Source organism: Stenotrophomonas sp. S41, from assembly GCF_016624625.1.
Taxonomy (GTDB): Bacteria; Pseudomonadota; Gammaproteobacteria; order Xanthomonadales; family Xanthomonadaceae; genus Stenotrophomonas.
Genome location: NZ_JACVTV010000174.1, coordinates 1 through 5,245 on the forward strand (window position 1 = coordinate 1; position 5,245 = coordinate 5,245).

The 5,245-nt window shown below is 68.8% G+C and carries 4 protein-coding genes; all 4 read right to left on the reverse strand.

The window, feature by feature from the left end; translation table 11 throughout:
* Positions 1 to 117 precede the first annotated feature (117 nt).
* Genes IAE56_RS20485 through IAE56_RS20500 form a run of 4 tightly spaced genes read right to left on the reverse strand, consistent with a single transcriptional unit; the run spans position 118 to position 4,969 of the window.
* Complete coding sequence (locus tag IAE56_RS20485; protein ID WP_200753784.1) at positions 118 to 1,191, reverse strand: chemotaxis response regulator protein-glutamate methylesterase; 1,074 nt, start codon at positions 1,189 to 1,191, stop codon at positions 118 to 120.
* Positions 1,188 to 1,784: a chemoreceptor glutamine deamidase CheD gene (cheD, locus tag IAE56_RS20490; protein ID WP_079221788.1), complete on the reverse strand. Its 597-nt coding sequence runs from the start codon at positions 1,782 to 1,784 to the stop codon at positions 1,188 to 1,190. The genes IAE56_RS20485 and cheD overlap by 4 nt, the downstream gene beginning before the upstream one ends.
* Entirely contained in the window at positions 1,781 to 2,650 is an 870-nt protein-coding gene (locus tag IAE56_RS20495; RefSeq protein WP_164075583.1) for a CheR family methyltransferase, read from the reverse strand. Before IAE56_RS20495 ends, cheD begins: the two co-directional genes overlap by 4 nt.
* Before the next feature lie 33 nt (positions 2,651 to 2,683).
* Positions 2,684 to 4,969: a methyl-accepting chemotaxis protein gene (locus IAE56_RS20500; RefSeq protein ID WP_200753785.1), complete on the reverse strand. Its 2,286-nt coding sequence runs from the start codon at positions 4,967 to 4,969 to the stop codon at positions 2,684 to 2,686.
* Between the last annotated feature and the right edge of the window lie 276 nt (positions 4,970 to 5,245).

Below are 5,245 nucleotides of genomic sequence, written 5' to 3' on the forward strand. Positions count from 1 at the left end.
CCTTGGGGTTTGTTGGGGGGGGGGGGGGGGGGGGGGGGGGCCGCCCCGGGGCCGCCACTACCCATTGTTCCAGACCAAGTGGTAGTGCCGGCCGCTGGCCGGCAAACCACGATGCAATCAGCCGCGGGCGAGCGCCAGCAGCCGCTCGGCGATCCGCTCCAGTGGCACCTGCTCTTCGGCCGCACCCAGCTTGAACGCGGAACCGGGCATGCCCCAGACCACGCTGGTGGCTTCGTCCTGCACCAGGGTCGGGGCGCCGGCCTGGCGCATTTCCAGCAGGCCGCGTGCGCCGTCGTCGCCCATGCCGGTGAGGATGGCGCCGATGGCATTGCCAGCGGCGGCCTGCGCCAACGAGCGGAACAGCACGTCTACCGCCGGCTTGTGCCGGTTCACCGCAGGGCCGTCATCCACGCGGCAACGCCAGCGCGCACCGTCACGGATGATACGCAGGTGCTTGCCGCCGGGCGGCAGGTAGGCATGGCCGGGCAGCACGGCTTCGCCGTCGGTGGCCTCGCGCACGGCCATCGCCGAGTGGCGGTCCAGGCGTTCGGCGAAGGCGGTGCTGAAGCTGGCCGGCAGGTGCTGGGTCATCACCACGGCCGGGGCATCCGCCGGCAGGCCTTCCAGCACCACACGCAGTGCTTCGGTGCCGCCGGCCGACGAGCCGATCGCAATCAGGCGGTCGGTCGTGCGGAACTGCGGCGCGGCCGGACGCACGGACGGCGCGGCATCCAGGATGAGCTTGGGTGCGGCGGTGCGCACCAGTGGGCGCACGCGTGAGCGGGCGGCCATCTTGACCTTGGCGATGATCTCATCGGCGTAGGCCTGCAGGCCGCGCGACACATCGAGCTTGGGCTTGGAAACGAAATCGACCGCACCCAGGGCCAGCGCCTGCAGCGTGGTGTCGGCGCCGCGCTCGGTCAGCGAGGAGATCATCACCACCGGCAGCGGATGCAGGCGCATCAGATTTTCCAGGAACGCCAGGCCGTCCATGCGCGGCATTTCCACGTCCAGGGTGATCACGTCCGGGGCCAGGCGCTTGATCTTCTCGCGTGCGAGCAGCGGATCGGCGGCGGTGCCGACCACGTCGATGCCCGGATCGCTGGAGAGGATCTCGGTGAGCATCTGCCGTACGACGGCGGAGTCGTCGACGATCAGGACCCGGCAGGGGGCGTTGCCGGGCAGGCTCATTCGAACAGCTCCACGCCGCCGGTGACCGGGGCCTTGGACAGGCGCGCACGCACGGCCGATTCGGTCGCGGCCACTTCGGCTTCATGGGCGTGCGGCAGGCGCTGCACCACCACGCGGCCGGTATCGGCGAAGAACCAGATCTTGCGCGGATGGATGCCGCACAGGTCCTCGGCGATGATCGGGATGTGCTCGGCCTGCAGGTACTGGCGCACGAACTCTGCGTTGCGCGTGCCGACCGGATTGCTGGTGAAGCCCTTCAGCACGTTGGCGCCGCCGAACACCTTGGCCTCGATGCGCTTGCGGTGCGCGCCGCGCTTGAGCATGTCGTTGATGAGCAGTTCCATCGCATAGCTGCCGTAGCGCGCGGGCGCGCCGTCGCCGGCGTTGCCTTCGGGCAGCAGGAAGTGGTTCATGCCGCCGATCTTCAGCACCGGGTCGCGCAGGCAGGCGGCCACGCAGGAGCCCAGCGTGGTGGTCAGCGCAGTGGTGTCATCGACCACCAGGTACTGGGTCGGCAGCAGTTTGGCCGCGACAGTCTTGAACCGCGCGTCCTGGTATCGCATCACGTCGTCGGTGCGCAGCGAGGCATTCATGCACCGGCCCCCTGTGCGCGGCGGTACAGCGTGCGGCCGCAGGGCTGGATCAGGTCGGCGGCGTGCAGGTAGTTCTCCGAATGGCCGGTGTAGAGCAGGCCGTCATCGTTGAGGTGATGCACCAGGCGGCCGAGGATGGCGCGCTGGGTCGGCTTGTCGAAGTAGATCATGACGTTGCGGCAGAACAGCGCGTCGAACGGACCACCGACGTCGTAGCGCGGGGCCAGCAGGTTCAGCGGGCGGAAGTCGATCAGCTCGCGCAGGGCGGGCAGCACCCGGCACTGGCCCTCGTTGGGGCCGCTGCCGCGCTGGAAGTAGCGACGGCGCAGGTCCGGGTCGAGATTGGTGACGCGGTCGATGTTGTAGACGCCGCGGCTGGCGGTGGCCAGCACCTGGGTGTCGACATCGGTGGCGACGATGCGCACCGGCGGCTTCAACGTACCGAACGCCTCGCAGGCGGTGATGGCCATGGAGTAGGGCTCCTCACCGGTGGACGCGGCACACGACCACAGCAGCAGCGGGCTGCGGCTGGAGCGCTGCTGCAGCTCCTCGCGCAGCTTGTCGAAGTGGTGCGGCTCGCGGAAGAACGAGGTGAGGTTGGTGGTCAGCGCGTTGGTGAACGCCTGCCACTCATCGCCGCCGTCCTGTTCCAGATGGTCCAGGTACTGCTGGAAGCTGCGCATGCCCAGGGTACGCAGGCGGCGCGACAGGCGGCCGTACACCATGTCGCGCTTTGCCGGCGCCAGGGCGATGCCCACGCGCTGGTAGATCAGGTCGCAGACACGGCGGAAATCACGGTCGGCGAATTCGAATTCGCGGGGGCCGGTGACGATGGGAGTGGGACTGTTCACGGGGGACGTGTCCATCGGCGGGGGCGGCGGCCGAAGCCGCCACCGGGATCAGAATTCCTGCCAGTCGCCGTCGCTGGGGGCGACGAAGCTGGAGCTGGAGGACGGGCTGGCGCTGGAACGTCGGGCCGGCGTCGGCGCGGCGGCCGGCTGCGGGCGACGTGCCACCGCGGCAGGTGCCGGCGCGACGCGGGCGGTGACCGCCTTCACGGCAGCCGCCACCTGGTTGTCGAGGCGGAAGATCGCCACGGCGTCGGCCAGCTGCGCGGCCTGGTCTTCCATCGCGCGTGCGGCGGCGGTGGCTTCCTCGACAAGTGCGGCGTTCTGCTGGGTGGTTTCGTCCATCTGCACCACGGTCTGGTTGACCTGCTCGATGCCGGCGGACTGTTCCTGCGAAGCCGCGGAAATCTCGGCCATGATGTCGGTGACGCGCTGCACCGAGGCGACGATCTCGCCCATGGTGCTGCCGGCCTGGTGGACCAGGGTCGAGCCTTCGGCGACCTTGCCGACCGAGTCGTCGATCAGGCCCTTGATCTCCTTGGCGGCGGCGGCAGAGCGCTGGGCCAGGGTGCGCACTTCGCTGGCGACCACGGCGAAGCCACGGCCCTGTTCACCGGCACGCGCTGCTTCCACCGCGGCATTCAATGCCAGGATGTTGGTCTGGAACGCGATGCCGTCGATGACGCTGATGATTTCAGCGATCTTCTTCGAGGAGGCTTCGATGGCCGACATGGTGGTGACCACCTGGTTGACCACGCTGCCGCCCTGCGACGCCACGCCCTGCGCGCCGATGGCGAGCTGGTTGGCCTGGCGGGCATGCTCGGCGTTCTGGCGCACGGTGGAGGTCAGTTCCTCCATCGACGCGGCGGTTTCTTCCAGGTTGGCGGCCTGCTGCTCGGTGCGGCGCGACAGGTCGCTGTTGCCCGAGGCGATCTCGCCGGCGGCGAGGGTGATGCTGGAGGCGCTGGCCTGGATCTGGCCGACGATCTGGGTCAGCTGGCTGACGGTGCTGTTGGCATCGTCACGCATGCGGGCGAACACGCCCTGGTAGTCACCCTGCATGCGCGTGGTCAGGTCGCCTTCGGCGATGGCCGACAGCAGCTGCGAGAGCTTGCCGAGGTTGTCATCGCTGACCGCCATCATCGCGTTGAGGTTTTCCAGCATCAGGCGGAAATCGTGATCGAAGCGCTGCGCATCGCCACGGCGGCTGAAGTCACCGGCGGCGGCCGCGGCAGCCAGCTGCTTGATCTCGGCGTTGATGCGGCCGAGGTTGGCCTTGACCGTGTCCACGGTGGTGGTCATGGCGGCCTTCTCGCCCGGGTAGCGGGCGACGTCGCGGCTGAGGTCGCCGACGGCGTACTGCTTCACCACGTCCAGCACGTCGTGCAGGGTCTGCACGTGGCTCCCCACCAGGGTGTTGGTTTCCTGCACCATCAGGCCGTACTCGCCGGGGAAGGCGCTGGCGTCCATGCGGTAGCTCAGTTCACCGGCGTCGTGGCGGCGCGCCATCTCGCGCTGGCCGCTGATGACCGCGTGCAGCTGCTGCTGCATGCCGGACATGGCCTCCAGAAGGCGACCGGTTTCGTCGTGCGGCTGCGGGCCGATGTGGCTGTCGAGCTTGCCGCGGGCGATGCCTTCGGCAACGGCGGTGGCCTGCTTCAGCGGGCCGGCGATGCGGTTGCCGATGATCCAGCTCAGGGCGAGCACGATCAGCACCAGCACGCCGCCGGCCAGGGTCATCACGCCGGTGAAGGCCCAGGCTTCGTGCTGTACGTCGTCCATGTAGACGCCGGTGGTGACCACCCACTGCCACGGCGCGTACATGCCGGCATAGGTGACCTTGTCGATCAGGCCTTCGCTGCCGGGCTTGCCGGTCTTGTAGTAGGTGAAGCCGCCGCCGAGGCGTGCCATGCCGACCTGCAGGTAGTAGATCGGCACGCCGTCATCGGAGGTGTAGTCCTTCTGCACGGTGCCGACGCGCTTGGGCGCGAACGGGTGCATCAGCACGCGGTACTGGGTGTCCAGCACGTTGTAGTAATCGGCATCGTGGTTGGCGCGCATCACGTTCAGCGCCTGCAGGGCGGAGGCCTTGGCGGCTTCTTCGCTGAGCTCGCCGCTCTCGCCCAGGCGCTTGTAGTGGTCGAGCACGCCGTAGGTGAGTTCGACCTGGGTCTTCAGGGCGTCCTTGCGGGTCTTGGTCAGGTCCAGGTACTGCATGCGGGCGGCGATCACCGACAGCGCGATCACGCCGATCGCGATGAGCAGCGTCAGCAGGTTGAGCTTGCGCCGGACGGAGAGGTTGCTGAAGTAGTGTTGCCAGCGATGCAGGAGGTTCATGAAGCAGACCAGGTCGAGACGGGCGGGCGGCGCCAGTACCGGTCAGGGCGCGACAGGCCGTGACAGAACGGTTATCGGCCGGGGGCGGGGAGATTTGAGGGTTACGCACTTTGCGTATTCAGGGTTCCTTGCAGCGGCGGCTGCGGCGCTGCCTGCGACAGGCATCTTTGAAGCCAGGGCAACGGCAACAGCGGTCTGTCGGCGTTTCGTTATGTCGAGGGAGGCGGGGGGGGGGGGGGGGGGGGGGGGGGGGGGGGGGGCGGGGGGGCGGCTGGG

Coding starts and splice junctions, on each gene's coding strand:
- IAE56_RS20485 (WP_200753784.1), bottom strand. CDS start 1,191: ATGAGCCTGCCCGGCAACGCCCCCTGCCGGGTCCTGATCGTCGACGAC.
- cheD (WP_079221788.1), bottom strand. CDS start 1,784: ATGAATGCCTCGCTGCGCACCGACGACGTGATGCGATACCAGGACGCG.
- IAE56_RS20495 (WP_164075583.1), bottom strand. CDS start 2,650: ATGGACACGTCCCCCGTGAACAGTCCCACTCCCATCGTCACCGGCCCC.
- IAE56_RS20500 (WP_200753785.1), bottom strand. CDS start 4,969: ATGAACCTCCTGCATCGCTGGCAACACTACTTCAGCAACCTCTCCGTC.